Below are 16,663 nucleotides of genomic sequence, written 5' to 3'. Positions count from 1 at the left end.
AAATGAAGGGTATGGATGCTAAAACAGGAAAGACGTTAGAAGGAATAGAGCACTTAAAGCAGTCGATAATTGATATACTGACCACTCCTATTAACAGTAGAATAATGAGGAGAGATTATGGCTCAAGATTATTTGAATTGGTGGATAAGCCAATAAATAGAGATTTAACACTTGAGCAGTTGTGTTAAAAGTCAATAGAAAAATTGATGTAGCTGTGAATAAGTACTTAAAATTTGTGTGGGCGTACTTATTCACAGCTACGCTATTACTGTATAGAAGCAGTCTTAGGACTATATTCCTCAGTAAAGATCCTATCATCTTTGACCAAAGAGTTAGCAAGAATAAGCAGTTTTCTCATAGCAGCAGTGGAAGCAATTTTATATGGCTTTTTATATTGACTATATAATCTAGTAAAAAAAGGTTTGATATAGGAATTAACTTTTTGTGCACTGAGAATACACATGTGTAAAACCGTTCTAACTTGTGATCTACCGCCCTGAATACATCTCTTTCCTTTACTGAAACCACTGTCTCGATTAAAAGGTGCAAGTCCTGCAAGGCTAGATATTTGCTTTTCTTGAAGGGTTCCAAGTTCGGGCAAATAGCAAATCAAAGTAATGGCTGTGATTTTGCTTACGCCTGGTATACTAGTTATTGATATGTATTTTCTTTTAAGCTCTTGATTTTGACCGATAAATGTAATCATTTCATCTTCTAAAGTTTTAATTTGATTACGTAAAATCGCGAGAAGCTCCTCTATTTGTTTGATTATAGATGTATCAGTTACCTGTTGGATTTGGGTTTTTTGTATTTTTGCTATTTCTACAAGTTGGTTTCTACGAGATAGTTTTTGTTTCAAGCAATCAATATTACCATTATCAACTGTTAAAGGAGTAACACGCATACCTGTGTTGTTGATATAACGTGAAATGATACTGCAGTCTATTTTATCAGTTTTTGTAGTAATACCAAGGCTTTTAGCATAGTCTCTAACCCATCTAGGTTGAATGACGTACACCTCAAAACCATTGCTTAGTAAAGTATAGGTACATAATTTTTCGTATCCACCAGTTGCCTCAAGACCAACTTTGGTTACATTATGCAAACGTAAAAAGTCCAGCATTTCATCAATGGATTGTACATTGTTTTCAAATATTTTATAATGCTCAAGTGGGTGAATGTGGATATCTAATTTACTTTTGCTAACATCAATGCCAGCAATAATGTTTGATGAATTCATAATTCCTCCGTAATAATAACATATACTGCATTTTCCAGCCTTATATACGAGCCTAAAAGCTCAGTCAGTTGTTCGGAACTTTCAGTATAATAAACCAGAGAAGAGAACCTTGCTCCAATACGGTCCTTATGACCAAGATCTATGCCGGTTCCTCTTCTCTATACATCTTTATATTACTACTTCTTAATACTTATAAAGACTTAATTTCAACATATAAGATATATGCAGCAACAGCAGAAGCTTTGGAAAAATGGGAAAAGAGATTTAAGTTAGAAAAAGTAAAAGTTGAAGGAGTAAAAGAAGGGAGAGTAACATTGAATTTAGAAGGTGTCTATCTTTCAGAAGGTAAGTTCATAAATATTAATGGAGTAGTTGTTTAAAAATGCAGCAGCCAAATATTATCGAACCACTGAACTTTGAAGAGATTTTTTCTCGGATGAAGGAAGAGTTAGTGAAAAGTTTTACAGCATTAGTAGAAAGCGACCCAGCGATGAAGGTATTAGAAGTAGCAGCATGGAGGGAATTGTTACTAAGACAAAGAATAAATGAATCAGTAAAGAGCAATTTACTAAAATTTGCGACAGGAGAAGATCTTGATAATTTAGCTGAGTTTTATGGAGTGGAGAGGCAAAAAGAAGAAGATGATGAACGATTTAGAAAAAGAATTAAAGCAAAGATAGTAGGCTCAAGCACGTGTGGAAGCAAGGAGTATTATAGGTATCATGCACTGTCGGCAGATAGTAGAGTAAAAGATGCATTAGTAGAATCACCTATACCAGGAAAAGTACAAATTTCAATCTTATCAACACAATTATCCACAACTGGCATATTGTCAGAAGAGCTACTAGAAATTGTAAAAAAGCAGGTTACTAGAGATGATATAAGGGTTTTAACAGATACAGTAACAGTGATTGGTTGCAATATTATGGAAATAGATATTCACAGCAGAATGAGTATAAGTCCTATAATATCAAAGGAGGAAATCAAGAAGCAGTTTATTAAGAAGTTTGAATTAGCAAAAAGATTAGGGTGGAGTGTTACAAGATCATGGATAATAGCGAATCTATTTGTAGAGGGTGTAGAAAATGTGGAATTAATCGAGCCAAAAGAAGATGTTGTAGTGCTAGGAAATGAATGTGCAAATTTGCGAAATTTAAAGATTGAGTTGAATTAATGTTACTGCCACCAAATGCAACAAAACAGGAAAAAGCGCTAGTAGATGCGATAGATTATAAAGTAGATCCAAGCTGTATCAGGGGATTTAAGTTTAGATTGGAAGAAGAAACATTGCCGTGGATAATAGAAGAATATGGTTTAGAAGAAATACTACGCTGGGTAAAAGATAAAAGAAGAGCCATAGTAAAAGGAGTAAAATTTCAAAGACTGCGAGGAACACCTAAATCACTTAAAATAGCACTCAAGTGGGCAAATATAGAAGACATTACAATCATCGAAGAACCACCCGGTAAACACTTTTTTGAGTTGCAAGTAGGGATAAAAGAGGTACCAAATGACTTCTTCGTAGATGCAGTAGTAGAGCTGGCAAAACTATCACTGCCTGTAAGATCCAGATTGATGAGGATTTTTAACGATTATTATAATGCGCAAAGATTTATATTGGATGAGAGTTTATTTGGAGATCTTCTTTCTGACTATTCAGGGGTAAAAATAGAAAAAGATGGACCGGTGTTATCGTTTGGAAGAGTAAATTTCTTCAGGTTTAGTGTTACGTCAATTAAGGTTATAGAGAGTTATCTACGCAACCATTATGAACAAACATTTAGTAATGACATATATCGATTAGATGTAGCAGTACTTGGAGAAACAGAGCCTCATACAAAAGATTACAAAGGCGTCTATGAAAGAAGTCATCAGTGGTATAACTTAAAAGCACTATATCCATTACCACAGAGTTTATTACCAGAAATTAAGTTTGCGAAGGCGCAAGTTATATTATCGGACAGTTGGAACTTAGAAGAAATAAATGCGTGCTTTCCGGTTGGTAGCATAGAAGAAGAAGGAAATAAATTTGTATTGGGAAACGATAAACTTTCATGGCAACGTTGGAATTTAAAACACAAACCAATTTTAGAAAGGTTTAGCGTTACTCACAACTATAAAGTAGAAAATTATACAGATCAGAAGGTCAGAAAATATGTTTTAGCAGAACACAACGTTTACTATAAAAATGATTTGGATTCAGAGCAAAAAGACTCAATACACGAATTAGAAAAGCACATTTTAGTATTTTACCCGGGAGTACTGAAGTGGCATGAACATCGACATTTGCACAGAAGTTGGAAAGATAGTCGAATAATATCTCTAATAAGTTAAGTACTTATATTTAGATACTCATATATTATATTAATAATAGGTAAAAGTGTATGAAATAAAAAGAAAAAGACTTGCTTTCTCATGCTAAAAAGGACATGACTTGAATAGCAGCAGGTAAATATAAGAAATTTATCTAACGCTAGAAAAGCTAGTTTTGTGAGGTAAGTATGAAGTTTAGCAAAGAATCTTTTAGTAAGTTTTTTAAAGAAGTATCAAGTAACGATATTAATAAAAGAAATGAAGAAGGAGAGACGATATTACATCAAGCAGTAGAAATCTCCAATTACAAAACAATAAGGTTATTAATAAAAAAAGGGGCAGAGGTTAATGCAAGAGATAAAAATGGTTATACGCCACTACACTGTGCAGTATTCGCAAAAAGTTTAGAAAATGTAAAAGTGCTGCTAAGGGAAGGAGCAGAAGTAAATGCCACTCAATATGTCACTGGATGTACGCCACTCCACTCTGCGTGCAAAATAGGAGGAGCAAAAGTTGAAATAATAAAAGAGCTAGTAAAAGCGGGAGCTGAAGTTAATCAACTGAATAAGTACGGTGCAACACCAATGTATTACATCTGGGAAAGTGAAAAGTATCGTCTATGTGATAGCAAAGAGAGTGAAGAGGCGAGTAAATTTCTGAGAGAACAAGGAGGAATAACAAAAAGTAGAGAACTGACCTGCTATGGAATAGAGAGGTTAGTGGGAGAAATAGCAGACATGTTGAATGGGAGTTATTTACCGGAGCTAAAAATAATAGAGATAGGAGAAATAAGGAAGAAAGATAAGTCACTAATAAAGGAAGAATGTCAAAATTTAGCAAGCAAGATAATAAGCCAAGTGAATGAAATGATAGATGAGGTAGCGAAAAGGAATGCTTAAAAGAAGGATTAAAATTTAAAGAAAAGGTGAGGTGGATTATGTTAAAGCTTGGCAAATTTAATAAGTCAGCAAAAGGATTATTAGAGAAATCATTTAAAAATATTTATGAAAGAGACGAAAAAGGAAGAACAGCTCTACATTATGCAGTAGAGGTAAAAACAGTGGAGTTATTAGTCGAAAAAGGAGCGAATGTGAATGCAGCAGATGTGAAAGGATACACAGCACTGCACCTAGCGGTAACGGAGAAACGTCTAGAAATCGTGAGGGAATTGATAAAATCAGGAGCAGACGTAAATGCTGAGGAATATGGAAATAAATGCATACCTCTACACCTTGCGTGCATGGTAGGTGAAAAAGAAATAGTGGAGGAGCTGGTAAAAGCTGGAGCAGAAATAGAGCAAGCGGATAAATTTGGAATGACAGCGATGGATTATGCGAAAAATAGTAAAGAGGTAGCTGAAGTATTGAAGAAAGAAACAGACAGAATTGAAAAGTTATTTATGAAAGGCTAAAAATATGGAGAAAGAAACAGAAAAGAAAGTAATGAATTTAGAGAGAAAACCTTTGGATGAGCTGAAAAAAATATGGAAGAAGGTATATGGGAAAGAAGCGCCTAGGTATTCAAAGAAATATCTGATACCAAGATTAGCTTATAGAATGCAGGAAAAAGCGTATGGAGAAATGTCAAGAAAAGGAGCAAAAAGACTAGAGTATCTGGCAGATCGGCTAGAGAAAGGAAAAAGAATAAGTAGTGACAAACTTCCAGTAGCAGGAACAGAGTTGATATTGGAGAGAGGTGAGGAAACGCATGCAGTAATGGTAACAGATAAGGGTTTAATCTACAGAGAAGAATTTTTTACGTCATTGTCAGCGGTGGCAGGCAGAATAATGGGAATGAGCTATAATGGACCTTTATTATTTGGAATGCGTGATAAAAATGGAAGTTGAAAATGCTAAAAGAAGTAAGATGTGCGATATATACGAGAAAATCAAATGAAGACGGTCTAGAACAAAAGTTTAATAGTCTTGATGCACAACGGGTAGCATGTGAAAAGTACATAAAAAGCAGAGAGGGCTGGGTAGTATTGGCCAAAAGGTACGACGATGGAGGCTTCTCAGGAAAGAATTTAGAAAGACCAGCGATAAAGGGATTATTTGAAGATGTAAAAACAGGAGAAGTAGATTGTGTGGTAGTATATACGCTAGACAGGTTGTCAAGGGAAACAAAAGACAGCATTGAAGTAACATCATTTTTTAGAAGGCATAGAGTAAATTTTGTAGCAGTAACGCAGATATTTGACAATAATACGCCAATGGGAAAGTTCGTACAAACGGTGTTATCAGGAGCAGCACAGTTAGAAAGAGAGATGATAGTAGAGAGAGTAAAAAATAAAATAGCAACATCAAAAGAGCAAGGAATATGGATGGGTGGAACTTTGCCTCTGGGATATGATGTAAAAGAGAAGGAATTAATAATAAATGAAAAAGAAGCAAAGTTGGTAAAACATATATTTGAGAGGTATATAGAGCTGAAGTCAATTGCAGAATTGGCAAGGGAGCTAAATAGTCAAGGTTACAGAACAAAATCAGATATCTTTAAAAAAGCGACGGTAAGGAGAATAATAACAAATCCAATATATGTGGGAAAGATAAGACATTATGACAAACAGTATGAGGGAAAGCATGAAGCAATAATAAAAGAGGAAAAATGGCAAAAAGCACAAGAATTGATAAAGAATCAGCCATATAGAAAGGCGAAATACGAGGAAGCGCTGTTAAAGGGAATAATTAAGTGCAAGAGCTGTGGTGTAAATATGACACTAACGTATGCAAAGAAGGAGAATAAAAGATATAGATATTACGTGTGTAATAATCATTTAAGAGGAAAAAATTGTGAATCAATAAACAGAACTGTAGTAGCAGGAGAAGTAGAAAAAGAAGTAATGAGGAGGACAGAGCAGCTATATGGAAAATGGGGAGAAGAGTGGAAAAATTTAAGTTTTGGAAAACAGAAAGAAGTAGTGAAAAAGTTAATAAGAACAGTATTGGTGAAAGAAGATGAAATAGAAGTGTGTTTAGAGGATAAGGTGGAATTTATACCAATAAAAAAGAAAGGAAATAAATGCACAGTAGTAGAGCCAGAAGGGAAAACAAATAATGCACTACTGAAAGCAGTGGTGAGAGCTCACCTATGGAAACGTCAGCTAGAAGAGGGAAAGTATAGAAGTGTTAAAGAGATGAGTGCCAAAATTAATATAGGTACAAGACGTATACAGCAAATTTTGAGATTAAATTATTTAGCTCCAAAAATAAAGGAAGACATAGTAAATGGGAGACAGCCAAGAGATTTGAAGCTATCTGACTTGAGGGAAATACCGATGTTATGGGGTGAGCAATTAGAGAAGTTTTACGGCTTAGAATCTTAATTTACAAAAGCAATAGGCAATGGAAAAGACTATGTGCCAGAAAACCAATACTTTAAAACAAAGAATAGGAGGTAAACTAATGTTACAGGAACTGACACTTAATTATGTAATAAAAATAGTGATAATCTTAAACATATGTATGAAACGATTCCAGAACTCCCAAAGTTATTGCGTAAGAGCTAAATGTCCCTGACCGCTCTTCTCCCGCTGAATCATGTGTTGGGTCTGATAAAGGAAATTCTGTAGGTATCAAAAAAGTCAATTCAATCAAACACAAAAGGCTATACCTATAAAAGAATAAGGATCAAGAAAGAAAAATAATTTCTTTAGAAGAATCTCTAAATTATTAATTCAACACTTATCTCCCTACTATTTCTTCTCACCTTGAGAGTATGGCTTATACTTCAAAAAATCTTACTTTGAAGATACATCAATTTTTTTACCCCTCCAAGACCTTTCTTTTGTTTACTAATTTTAGTTGACTTCATTAACACACTACTATTTCTTTCGAAGCTCCCATCTTTTGCAGCTGGTCTAAACTATCGATTGGCTTCATAAGAGTAGATGGAACACCTGATTCTTTCACTACAAAATTTGATTGTTTAATAGTTTCAGCTGACTCTATAAGTATTCTACCGTTTCTTTCAAAACCTTTATCGTTAACAGCTTGTAGAACACTTTTTCCTCCTAAAAAGCAGCTTTCCCCTAAACTTGATTGATCTTTTAATTTGTCAAACTTCTCCTGGTTCTCTCCATCAAGCTTTACTTTTATTATATTACTATCACCAGGACACAGATGAATACTAATCTCTCCTACTTCAGTGGTAAAGGACATTTCAATGCTATCTCCTAAGACATCTGTATAATTTCTTTTTTTTCCTATGCTTTCAACTCTTATTATACTTTCCCCAATCTGTAAGATGCTACTTTCTATACTGAAATTTTCATTCACCTTACTATTCATAACCTTTGCAACTTCAACGATACTGTTTTGTGGCCACATGAAAAGAACAAGATTGTTATCTATTTCTACTTTCAGATCATTATCTTTAACTTGTTCATTTTTGTTTACTAAACCTCTGTATGCGATACTTTTTAATTCGTCCTTAATTTTTTTACATTCTGTAAAAATAGGTTCATCACTTCCGTACATAGCTTCATCTATCATTCCGTCATTGTAAAAATCAGACTCTATTTTTGCACCTGCTAATAGTAGCTTATTGACAATATTGAATAAAGGTTCTAAAGCCTCTTCCCACTCATCTATTGGCTCCTCCCCATTGTCCTTATAACGTGATCTAGTAGTAGGAGTTATACGCATAACACTGCTAGCATTAGCAATGTCAATTATTTTTTTTAATATAAAATTCGACACACTACATTCATAGTGATCACAGCGTAAATTTAGCTTTATTTTTCTTTTCAAATATTCATCTATTAAATGTTCCATCTTTTCTAGAGTGACCTTTGCAGGATTTTCATATCTATTTTTATGAAACTCTTTCATTATACTTTCCATATTGTCATGAAATTCATCAATCGAAGCTTTTTCGCTCTCAGTTAACAGATTTGCTAAATTCATTAAAATTGAGTTCTCTGGAATAAAAGAACTTTCAACAACAGTATTGTTGTCTTCAACAACGGACTCATTCCAGTCATCATTTTGTTCTTGGCTTAACGATGATGTGCTTTCTTCAAGAGTGTGCTGACCAAAACGCTCCGTATGCTGTTCTTCAGTAGCTAACCTACCATTTGCACAAACCTGCTCATTCCTTAAAATATATTCTAACACCATACTCCCTCCTTAATCTATAAATACATTATGTACAATAATTAGCATGAATAAAAGCCAATGCAAGTATAATTTTTCTAATTTTCATATTGCAAACTGCCATATAAATTTGGCCAGTATAATCTATTGTACACCTAATTTGATATGTAAATTCTCAATAACCCTCATCTGCCAGGAAGATCATCTGCAGAACTGTGTCCTAGGTTGTCCTTTATACGAAGAACATCCTTAACTGATATAAGAGTATCTGGCCTCTGCGCACGATCATTCCATATAGCGTACGATAAAACTACTGTGTCTCCATCGGTAATACGCTTATAACCTCTACAATGCATATAATCATCTAGTTGGTTATTTGCTTCACGCTTTTTACTCTGTAATTCACCAGTACCAGCAAACTTCAACTCTATTCCTATCGGGTGAACACCATCTCTACTATCTGGAGACCGTAATAATACCAGATCTAATCTCTCTCCTCCTCCCAGTTGAAATTCAATAATTACCCTAGCTGGATTATCACAGGCATAAAATAACCCATGCAGTATGGAATGAAATCCAGCCTCTCTAGCGTTATCCCTATTTACTATCCACCTTAACGGAAATAGCACATGAGAAATTGCTTGAAATATTTGTGCATGACGATTTTGTACTTGCCAACCAGTATTCATCATTATATCTGCAGTGCTGTGTACGTTACTGACACCACCTATCTGTGAAAATTCACCTAGAAAAGATCCACCTACTTTACTTTGTAAATAGAGGGCAGGTGAGTCAAATGGTGTTACACCAACAGTTAAACCAAGATCATCCTCGGCTCTTCTTGTTGGGTCCAATCCACATACTACCTCATACACTCTAGCGTTTGGCCAACGTGATAGATCTAGGCCTCGTTCTGGAAATTGGTGAGTTGCTAGTACATGACGTATATTAAGTATAATAACCCTTTCCTCTCTTCCTAATAATGCATGTAAAATCATGGTCAAGGCACGATTTCCAACATTTATCTGTGTAACCCCTCCTTGCAGGTCTAGCATTTTATCGTCATTGTGATAATGGAATAAGTGTTTGGTTACATCTACCCAAATTCCTCTTGTTAACATAATTCTTTTCTTTGCAAATGTAGCATTCCCAAAGGTAAAGCCGGTTGTATAGAGAAATATTCTCCTATCCCTAGCACTAACACCATCCCTATTTCTAATGCCTGGTACAGCAGGTACACCAAACGCTGGGTATAGTAAATAATCTCTAACGCTCTCTTCAATTTCGGCTATTGGTCCATTAAATAGCCTTTTCAATAAAGAAGATTCTCTTTCCAAAAAGCTTTGAGTACTAAGCTGTAAACGTTCATTGTTATCTAAATCAAAATTTAATCCTACACAAACAGCATCCTCCGACGAGGTGTGTATGGATATGGAAGAAACGGGACATCTTGTAACGTAATTTTCAGCTTGCGCCAATGCTCGATCAGCATATCTATCCCTTGCTTGTCCTGCCTTGAGTTCAATTATAATAGGAACAGAATCCATCAATCGTTGTACACCACGTACAAGAAAGTAATATCTGTATATCCACCCCCCACAAATAACTCAAGGTAAATACCAGCTGTATGACGATACCTAAAATTCATCAAAAACCCTGACAAAAAACCATGATAGTCCGACTCCTTGCTATTGAAGTTCAGTTGCTGATTATACCTATTGTAGAGATTAATTATGTACTGCAAAACATCATCAATAGTATCAACAACATCATCTGCATTATTACTTGCCAAGTCTCCTAATAAACCTGACAGAAAACCTTGTTGTATACCAAAGTTCCTGGTGATCTCTTCAAAGCCATTACATAGAGATGCTGAATTTCCAGTAAATGCGTTTCTTTCACGAATTTTTACACATTTTATTGCTTCCTCTTCTTCGTCTTCTCCCAGATTTTCTGCCCATGCAAATGTTTTATACTCTTCCCATGCAAACCGCCCAGCCCGTGATGCAACATTCTGCTGTTGTAAATTATTCTCTATCCACAATTTCTCTTGCTGACTAAATCTTGAACCAAAACTATTTTGTCTATCGGCAATAGTAAAACATCTTACAATTCCGTAGCCTCTTCTATCTCTGTCATTAGTTAATACAGCAACCTTTAAGTTTCCTTTTCTAGGTTCATTCGGATTGTTGTCAAAACGAAAATAAATTTTTTCATTATCTGCAACATCAGAATCAAACGCAGTAGCAAACATACCAAAAAAGAATGCAGGAAAAAAGCGATCCTTACCCACCGAGTGCAAAAAAGATGGACACTGATCCAAGAAAGATTCAAACCTTTCTACAAACTCTTGGCAATTTCCGTTTAACAAACTTCTAATCAGTCCAATATTTTCACCATTGTTATGCATAAAACACCTCTATTTACTACGACCAGATAAACCGCTAACGCCAGGAGATCCTAACATAGACTGCGGGTCACCAGAGCCACCAAAGTCACCGCCACCTCTATGAGGAATAGGTAACTTATCTAGCTCAGAAAACAACTCCTCTGCCAGCTTGCCATAATCAACACCACTCTTCATACCAGGTCTACCAACCATTTTTAGGTTGCTAATTAAATAATTTTTAAAATTCACAAAATCCTCCTGTGTACAATACTCTTTTGCAAACTGTAAAATCTCTAACAGCTCGTCTTTCTTTCCAGTATCACCTTCACCTAAAGCACAACCGCGCTCCCAATCTACAATTAATCCAGCAAGCATGCGTTTGATAGGGACTCTACCATTTGAAAAAACAGCAGCCTTTTTATTCTCATTAAAGCGATTGCACCTCCAAATATCCATAGTAATTGATCTAGCTTGAACACCTGACTCAGGACTTTCTAGCATTACATTTGAAAGTGAGGAAAGAAGGAGTGTATAATCATGATGTGAAAGTATTTTGTCTGCAGGTACTGAAACTTCTTCATAGCACCAGCTCTTCACCATATCTCGAACTGTACCAAGAAAACTCCAACGTATCAAACCATTAAGAAGTGAATATACTCCTTGATTTTTTTCTAACAACTTAAGCAATAGCTCATGTTTTGCTGGATCATCCATTTTATACAGGCAAAAATCTAAAACGGTAGCACGATTGTAGTTACATTGAATAGTGGACAAGGTAGTAACTGCACTAATAGCTTCCTCCTCTCTTTCTTGCCGGCTTAAAAGGTTATAGAAATATTCTACCCCCTCGCTCCATTTAAGATCTACAGCTTCTCGGAAGCCATCTACGTTATTATATTCCTTTAATGTTCCAGATTCTCTATTAATCCAAAAGCTAAATACAGGATCATAACTTCCCATAGACTCAAGCAAATTACTTCTTATATATTTGTCATCTACAGGATTACCATCCATGTCTACTGCACCGGGAGAGACTCTACCTTTGTAAGACTCAAATTGCTCTTGAAACAACGGATAAATTTTATCTACCACACAATACCTACAAGCCATGTTATACCTACAAAATGGATTCTCTATTTCATCTATTTTTTTCTCAGTTAGCTTCTGTCCTAGGATGTGATTATTTAATTTTGTATCCGACCAGCAACTTTCATCGCGAAATATGTTGTATAAGAATTGCAACTCACTATCTTCTAAATACTCTATTTGTTCAATGTAGGTTTTCACCCATCTTTCAATCGCTAAATGCCTTCCAGCAGCAATTTTAGAATCTGTATGTTCAATAACACTTTGTAACTTATTAAGTACTGTAACATGACGTTCTGTTTTTCTTGGCATTTGATCTCCTAAAAAAATACTTATGGCATTATGTGAAAGTTAGAATTAAATAGCAACCTAAAATTACTAGGGATAAAAAAACTTCATGAAAAACATTTTCTATATTGAACGGATACAAAAATTCTATTGGAATTTACAGACAATACCTTAATTTCTCAGCGTCATAAAAATTTTAAATGTTTACTTTGTTTAAAAAGAAAAAAGATCTTATATTTGTGAGAACAAGCAGCGTAAAAATAAGGTTATAAAAATAGAAGATTTAAATTATTTTAATAAGCTTAGGTAAAACAGTTCGTATGTAGATATGGATCAAATGGGCTAATATGGCTAGTTTTACCGTATAGTAAAATTATTATAAATAAAAGTTCGTATGTATCACATGGTAGACCAACTGATCCCAAAAAAACTTGTTCTCACGCTTGTTATTTTAAGTTGCTGAAAGTGGTTGTATCGGTTAGGTTATTAGTAATATATTTTACTAAATTAATACCAATTCATTTGAGGATAAAAAGGAAAACTAAGGTAAATTTATAGCAAAAAAGGTTTGTGCTCATCTTATGACAAAGATGCAATAGAAACTCTCATGGAAAAGAGGCAAAGATTGTGGAAGTATATAGAAAAAGCTTTATGACGCTCAACGAAAAAAGGGAGGCGTTTGGCTTGCTGATGTTGCAGGTGATGATGAATTGAATTAAAAATTTTATATATAATGTAAGTGTAGTAATATTAATAAATATCAAATATTTATACTGCATTATCATCTAGCATACTAACAAATTAGAGGTAATTTATGAACGAAATACAACAAAGAGAGTTAAATGAACAACTTTTTAATGCTGTTGTACAGGGTAATATAGGGCAAATTGAGGAGTTAATAGTAGCTGGAGCAGAGGTTAATGCGGTAGATGAGGGTGAAAAAGCTTTTTCACGTCTTTCTGCTTTAAGTAATACAAGGGAAAGAGGGGTAGTAGAGGCAGCGAATATTCAGCAACTTAGACTCACTCCTTTACATTATGCTGTTTTAAGTGGCAGAGAGATGGTAGAGCTTTTAATCGAAAAAGGGGCAAATATTAATATGGTAAGTGAAGATGGACCTACTCTTTTACATTATGCTGCTGCTTTCAGTGACAAAAGAGAGGTGGTAGAGCTTTTAATCAAAGAAGGGGCGAATGTTGATGCGGTGGATGATAATGGCAATACTCCTTTATTTTCTGCTGCTTTAAGTGGCAAAAGAGAGATGGTAGAGCTTTTAATCGAAAAAAGGGCGAATGTTGATGCGGTGAATAAGGTTAAAAATACTCCTTTACATGCTGCTGCTTTAAGTGGCAAAAGAGAAGTAGTAGAGTTCTTAATCGAAAAAGGGGCGAATATTAATGCGGTGAATGAGAGTAAAAATACTCCTTTACATGCTGCTACTTTAAGTGGCAAAAGAGAAGTGGTAGAGCTTTTAATCGGAGAGGGGGCGCATATTGATGCGATAGATGATAATGGCAATACTCCTTTAAGTTGGGCTGCTGAACATAGCCAAAAAGGTGTGATAGAGTCTTTACTTGAAAAAGGAGCGAATATTGATGTGATAGATGGTGATGGCAATACTCCTTTAAATTGCGTTATTATCTCGAATAAAATAGACAATGCTGAGTTAATAGTAAATCACATAGCAAAACTGGAAGCTACTGGCTTATATGTCAGTCCAGAGAATATACAACTTAAAGCTCAGATAATGCCAGAAATAGAAAAAAGAATATTTCTACATAATCATAAACCATTGATTGATGCTTTATCGACGCATTATGGAAGTAATTTTCAAGCAATGACATTTACTGGTATAAAGAACAGGAGTACGAAATAATACACTAATTTACTTTGTAGACTTCGAAGATGTTACAACAAGACATGTTCCTACACTGAAAGTCAAGACATTTGCAGAGATGGTTAAAAATAAAGATATAAATAGTAACCTTGAGTGCCCAAGCACTGAACAAACTCAAGGAGCTAGTCATTCTCTTAATTAAAGAAGGATACATGGAGACCTGCTGCGAAAACAAGAAGAGGTGTTCCTCGCTTGTATGAAGTATTTTTAAACGTGGTTTTTTTAAAGATCATAATTACCACAAAAACTGGGCTTTCCTTTTGCAGCAGGTCTTAAGCCTCCGCAGCGGACCTTCCGATTCCAAAGCAACTTCTTCTCTGTTGCATTTATTGGTTTGTGGAATAGTAGAAATATTGTTTTAATATCTACATAAAGACATACATATAATTAAGAAAAAGACAGAAGAAAAGAATATAAGAAATTAGAACTGACAAGCAAAAACTTGCTTTTTTATTAAATACGTGTACAATTTAGGCATGTGTTTTTAATTTTGAGGTATAGGTATGATAGACTTTATGAAGAATGAATTTGAAATAATATTGCAGGGGATAGAGGAAAATCCAAGTATATACAGCAATAACACAACTACAAGAATAGCAAATGAATTACAAGAATATAATTCAAGAAGGTCAAGCGAAATTAATGAATCTAGTGAATCTATTCACCACAAAATGCAGCTATTGGATGAAAACTATAACAGAGAGACACAGTTATCGAGTGAAAACTATGGCAGAAAGATACAGTCGTTAAACTACCAGTACAATAGTAAATTGTTACAGGAGCTGCATAACAATGCCAATAGTAGTAAATCCAATTATGATTCTAGACATGCTATACCTGATTATGATTGGGAATATGAAAGGTATAATAATAGTTTGAAAGATAGCGAAGCAAAATTTAATATGGAATTCAAGAAATATGAGAATGAGCTCAGAGAGTTAGAGCAGGAGCGTTGTAGTATAAAACATATAATGCATGAATGTAATCAGTGGAAAAAACATGGGTTTGATATAAATTACATTTTCAAAGTACAAGATGATTCTAACCATACAAAAGAATATACATTATTACATTTTGCTGCAAATTTTGGGGATATAAATGTTACAAAATTACTGTTAGAAGGAGGAGCAGGTGTTGATATAAAAGATCAAAACGGAAATACTTCTTTGCACTTATCCGCATCCAATGGCTATATAGACATAGTAGAACTTCTAGTGAAAGAAGGATCAGACCCTAATGTAGTGAATAAAGACGGAAATACTTCCTTGCACTTAGCTGCTGCAAATGGCCATATAGACATAATAGAACTTCTAGTGAAAGAAGGATCAGACCTTAATGTAGTGAATAAAGACGGAAATACTTCCTTGCACTTAGCTGCTGCAAATGGCCATATAGACATAATAGAACTTCTAGTGAAAAAAGGATCAGATCTTAATGTAGTGAATAAAGACGGAAATACTCCTTTACATAGTGCTTTCTATAATAATTGCACAAAGGTAGTTAAGTATTTAATAGGAAAAGAACCAAGTATGAAAGAAGTTGTAGAGCATCTAGTGAGGTGTGTAGTAGAAGATAGAGCACATACGTTACTAAAAGGTCGTACTCCTTTACATTTAGCTGCTATTTATGACTGCACAGAAGTAGCAGAGTCTTTACTGAAAAAGTGGGAAAATCCTTTGTTAAAAGACACTAATGGTAAAACTCCAAGAGAGTTAGCCACAGATGAAAGTTTAATACAGCTTTTCGGGGAAGCAGAAATAAAACAACAAGAATATAATGCAACCAAGTGGGGTCTTGTTAGTGGCGGATCAACAGCAGTATTAGGTATAGCTGCGACAACCATTTTTGCAACAGTATTTACAATTGGATTTCTGCCTATAGTAGGGGCGGTTGCTGCAGCCACAACACTTGCGTTAGCGGTTGGTGGGACTACATATATGATATTAAAGCCCAGTGCTAAAATAGAGAGAATCGAATGTGAAGAAACATACATCTGCAGAACTTAGGCTTGTTGAAGTTTAGCTCCTTGTGTATGGAATATGCAACTACTATCGGCTTGATGTGCATCCCCAAAGTGTAGTGGTATGGGCGGTATCTGACTCATAGACGTCGTTTCAATTATTAAATATGTTAAAGTACAAACATGAATGAGTTAGAAAAAGTTTGTTCAAGCTATATGAAAAAGTGAAAAATCTAGGGGTAGTGTGCTGCAAAACCTACCCATTCCAAAAAAAAATTGTTCTCACGCTGGCTGGTTTTGGTTGCTGGAAATGGTTGCATCGTTTAAATTTATTAATGTTATACACTACCAAATTATAAGAACCTCCTTCAACTTTACCCAACTCGACACATAT

Annotated in this window: 14 protein-coding genes and 1 pseudogene; 10 read left to right on the top strand and 5 right to left on the bottom strand. The window is 34.8% G+C overall.

Features of this window, described 5'->3' with window-relative positions:
• Window positions 1-2: 2 nt before the first annotated feature.
• A pseudogene (locus tag AAGD59_RS04515) lies at window positions 3-176 on the top strand (baseplate assembly protein W); the annotation flags it as partial.
• Between the two features lie 89 nt (window positions 177-265).
• On the opposite strand, the gene AAGD59_RS04510 reads toward AAGD59_RS04515, so the two are convergent.
• Window positions 266-1,240: an IS110 family transposase gene (locus AAGD59_RS04510; protein WP_265027993.1), complete on the bottom strand. Its 975-nt coding sequence runs from the start codon at window positions 1,238-1,240 to the stop codon at window positions 266-268.
• 128 nt (window positions 1,241-1,368) lie between these two features.
• Here AAGD59_RS04510 and AAGD59_RS04505 point away from each other — a divergent pair, with 128 nt between their 5' ends.
• From AAGD59_RS04505 to AAGD59_RS04475, 7 genes are all read left to right on the top strand, one after another.
• Entirely contained in the window at window positions 1,369-1,620 is a 252-nt protein-coding gene (locus tag AAGD59_RS04505) for a hypothetical protein (RefSeq protein ID WP_265027994.1), read from the top strand.
• A 2-nt stretch (window positions 1,621-1,622) separates the two neighbouring features.
• Window positions 1,623-2,414, top strand: a complete 792-nt coding sequence (locus AAGD59_RS04500) for a baseplate J/gp47 family protein (protein ID WP_265027995.1) — start codon at window positions 1,623-1,625, stop codon at window positions 2,412-2,414.
• Complete coding sequence (locus AAGD59_RS04495; RefSeq protein ID WP_265027996.1) at window positions 2,414-3,574, top strand: phage tail protein; 1,161 nt, start codon at window positions 2,414-2,416, stop codon at window positions 3,572-3,574. The genes AAGD59_RS04500 and AAGD59_RS04495 overlap by 1 nt, the downstream gene beginning before the upstream one ends.
• A 167-nt stretch (window positions 3,575-3,741) precedes the next feature.
• Window positions 3,742-4,452, top strand: coding sequence for an ankyrin repeat domain-containing protein (locus AAGD59_RS04490; protein ID WP_265027997.1), 711 nt, complete (start codon window positions 3,742-3,744; stop codon window positions 4,450-4,452).
• A 38-nt stretch (window positions 4,453-4,490) separates the two neighbouring features.
• Window positions 4,491-4,964, top strand: coding sequence for an ankyrin repeat domain-containing protein (locus AAGD59_RS04485; protein WP_265027998.1), 474 nt, complete (start codon window positions 4,491-4,493; stop codon window positions 4,962-4,964).
• Between the two features lie 4 nt (window positions 4,965-4,968).
• Entirely contained in the window at window positions 4,969-5,400 is a 432-nt protein-coding gene (locus AAGD59_RS04480; protein ID WP_265027999.1) for a DUF2924 domain-containing protein, read from the top strand.
• 2 nt (window positions 5,401-5,402) lie between these two features.
• Complete coding sequence (locus AAGD59_RS04475) at window positions 5,403-6,878, top strand: recombinase family protein (protein WP_265028000.1); 1,476 nt, start codon at window positions 5,403-5,405, stop codon at window positions 6,876-6,878.
• A 487-nt stretch (window positions 6,879-7,365) separates the two neighbouring features.
• Here AAGD59_RS04475 and AAGD59_RS04470 read toward each other — a convergent pair whose 3' ends face one another.
• The 4 genes from AAGD59_RS04470 to AAGD59_RS04455 all read right to left on the bottom strand — a co-directional run bounded on the left by AAGD59_RS04470 (window position 7,366) and on the right by AAGD59_RS04455 (window position 12,436).
• A complete protein-coding gene (locus AAGD59_RS04470; RefSeq protein WP_265028001.1) occupies window positions 7,366-8,673 on the bottom strand; it encodes a hypothetical protein in 1,308 nt (435 codons plus the stop codon).
• A gap of 161 nt (window positions 8,674-8,834) precedes the next feature.
• Window positions 8,835-10,196 carry a hypothetical protein gene (locus AAGD59_RS04465; protein ID WP_265028002.1) on the bottom strand — a complete coding sequence of 454 codons (1,362 nt, stop codon included), beginning with the start codon at window positions 10,194-10,196 and terminating at the stop codon, window positions 8,835-8,837.
• Entirely contained in the window at window positions 10,196-11,059 is an 864-nt protein-coding gene (locus AAGD59_RS04460; RefSeq protein ID WP_265028003.1) for a hypothetical protein, read from the bottom strand. Before AAGD59_RS04460 ends, AAGD59_RS04465 begins: the two co-directional genes overlap by 1 nt.
• Before the next feature lie 9 nt (window positions 11,060-11,068).
• A complete protein-coding gene (locus AAGD59_RS04455; RefSeq protein ID WP_265028004.1) occupies window positions 11,069-12,436 on the bottom strand; it encodes a hypothetical protein in 1,368 nt (455 codons plus the stop codon).
• A 790-nt stretch (window positions 12,437-13,226) separates the two neighbouring features.
• Here AAGD59_RS04455 and AAGD59_RS04450 point away from each other — a divergent pair.
• Complete coding sequence (locus AAGD59_RS04450; protein WP_151808102.1) at window positions 13,227-14,288, top strand: ankyrin repeat domain-containing protein; 1,062 nt, start codon at window positions 13,227-13,229, stop codon at window positions 14,286-14,288.
• 524 nt (window positions 14,289-14,812) lie between these two features.
• Entirely contained in the window at window positions 14,813-16,315 is a 1,503-nt protein-coding gene (locus tag AAGD59_RS04445) for an ankyrin repeat domain-containing protein (protein WP_341812882.1), read from the top strand.
• Window positions 16,316-16,663: the final 348 nt, after the last annotated feature.

Source organism: Wolbachia endosymbiont (group A) of Cephus spinipes (genome assembly GCF_964026895.1).
In the GTDB taxonomy this organism is placed as follows: Bacteria; Pseudomonadota; Alphaproteobacteria; order Rickettsiales; family Anaplasmataceae; genus Wolbachia; species Wolbachia pipientis.
This window is presented reverse-complemented; position numbering and strand designations above follow the sequence as displayed.